This window comes from Ralstonia psammae (assembly GCF_958405935.1).
Classification (GTDB): Bacteria; Pseudomonadota; Gammaproteobacteria; order Burkholderiales; family Burkholderiaceae; genus Ralstonia; species Ralstonia psammae.
The window spans coordinates 1-2053 of the sequence record NZ_CATZBU010000044.1 but is presented as its reverse complement, the minus strand read 5'-3'; the positions used below and the strand labels follow the sequence as shown (position 1 = coordinate 2053).

The window sequence follows — 2053 nt, the reverse complement described above, 5'->3', positions numbered from 1 at the left end:
CCGCCGACCGCATCCGGCCGATGTGGGACATTCGATATCGACCGGTAGTTTGGTGACAATCGAACCGGGACGGGGGCACCGCCAGTTTTCGGTGCTTACCGCTCTGCGGAAGGCGACGCCTTGCCGGCATCACAACTGCGATAGCGGCTCGTACGCCCTTTCCGGTATATCAGCGAGTCTGGACGGATGCACCTGTCCACTAAGCCCATAGAATTTTTGGAAACTCATAATTAATGGCGACCACTTATCTGGATCGATCTGGTTGGCGTGACTTTCCATCAGCAGATCGGGATGGATGTGAACGCGCTGGATCCGCACTTCAATCAAACTGATGAAGCCGCGTAATTGGTCACTGTCATCACCAATGCCGTGAACTGCCGCAACCACAGCTTCGAGCTGAATCGGACACTCGAGCGCGCGCGCAGCTCCGACGATATCCGACGCCAATATCGTCATTCCCGCGCGGCCGAATTTGTCGGGTTCATAGACATACCCCATCGCCCGCTTGAATTCGGAGACGGGATGCACGCCCGTGGTTCGCGCGATGCGGTCGACGGCGGCTACCTCATTGACGGAAGGCAGATTGAGTACGCATTCGCCAGTGCGAAGCAGATTGCGCGTGGTCTGCGACGCCGACGCGATGCCAAGCACCCCCCGCCAGCCCAGCCAGAAAGCTGACGAAATAGGGGCAAGGTTATGTCCGCCGTCTTCGTTGACCGTGCTAACCAGAACAACGGGCGTTCCGAGGTACAAAATAGGAGGCTCGGCAACAACGTGAGGGTTATTCATGGGTTCTTCGCTCCGTGAGTGAATGGGTCCATGATGCCGACTGTGTTCGTTAGATACGCTCCGATTCTTGCTTTGTTGTTGGTCTCGATGGTGATGGGCAAGCGGGAGCACCGTTCGGGATGGGTCTGCGTCTTTTGTGTGCGTGCCCGATAGACGTACGTCCGTATTCATGCACTGGCCGTCTATCACGGGGCGACTTCAGAAGTCGGCGGCCTCACCCTATCGGCCAAGAGCAGCCGGTCGATATCGTCAGAGCGGTCTTTGACAATTCCCTTGCACACGCTCCCGGAATCGAACTCTGACTAGAATGGGGCCCTGCCTACAGACGACCTCTCGAATGACGACGAAACAAAGAGTTGCCACCGCGCTGCTTGGCGCGCTCGCCTGGATCATCATCGACCAGTCGACGAAGGCTTTATTCAAGCAAATATTGATGCCTGGTGAAGTCGTGTCATTTCTCTCGGGAAGCTTGCTCGTACTTCCCACCTATAACCACGGCGCGTTCCTAAGCCTCGGGGGGGGAATGCCTGATTCGACTCGCAATATCGTTTTCATATATGGCGTTCTGGCGATTCTGATCGGCCTGTTCGGCTGGCTGCTGCGTTCGTCCAAGCTCGGCCGTACCGAAGCCATTGCGATAGCGTGCATTCTGGGTGGAGGGCTCAGCAACCTGTTCGATCGTTGTGTCTACGATGGCAGGGTTTTTGATTTTCTGAACATGGGCATCGGGCAGTTGCGAACGGGTGTATTCAACGTCGCAGACATTGGAATCATGCTCGGCGTGGCGCTCATTCTCTTCCGTGGTGTAAAGCGCGGGCCCACTTTGCCGGGTGCCTCGACGGCCTGAGGAATGAAGGCCTTGAGCGCGTGCGACGTCTGCCTTGAATGCGGCAGGTCGTCCGCTTCGGGTCGGACGCGGGTGTTGCCAGCTTGGTCGCGAGAGGCCGCTTTCGGCAGCCAGAAGCGGTCATCGGTGCACAGCGCCGGAAAAAAGTCGATAGCGGGTAGGGCTTTCCGGCATTCCTTGGAGATCAAATACCAGTCGCGTCCAAAGTATCCGAATGGGCTCGTTCCGTAGATAGATCCGCCAGATGCCGGTTGATCGCATTGATGACCTCCTGCGCAGCCCGTGGCAGCGGACGTTTCTCCTTAACTAGCACGCGGGCGTACTGGTTCTCTGTGAGCGGATGGTCGAGGCGAATGCCAACCAGTTGGCCTGCTGCCACTTCCTTTCGAATCGAAAAGTCGGTAACAAACGCCAGGC

At 57.3% G+C, this 2053-nt stretch carries 2 protein-coding genes and 1 pseudogene; 1 reads left to right on the top strand and 2 read right to left on the bottom strand.

The genetic code is table 11. The features are described from left to right. Window positions 1-129 precede the first annotated feature (129 nt). Window positions 130-789 carry a flavin reductase family protein gene (locus R2N16_RS25370; RefSeq protein ID WP_316669801.1) on the bottom strand — a complete coding sequence of 220 codons (660 nt, stop codon included), beginning with the start codon at window positions 787-789 and terminating at the stop codon, window positions 130-132. 337 nt (window positions 790-1126) lie between these two features. Here R2N16_RS25370 and lspA point away from each other — a divergent pair, with 337 nt between their 5' ends. Beyond that, entirely contained in the window at window positions 1127-1636 is a 510-nt protein-coding gene (gene lspA / locus R2N16_RS25365; protein ID WP_316669799.1) for a signal peptidase II, read from the top strand. 184 nt (window positions 1637-1820) lie between these two features. Here lspA and R2N16_RS25360 read toward each other — a convergent pair. Then, window positions 1821-2053 (bottom strand): annotated as a pseudogene (locus tag R2N16_RS25360) (hypothetical protein); the annotation flags it as partial.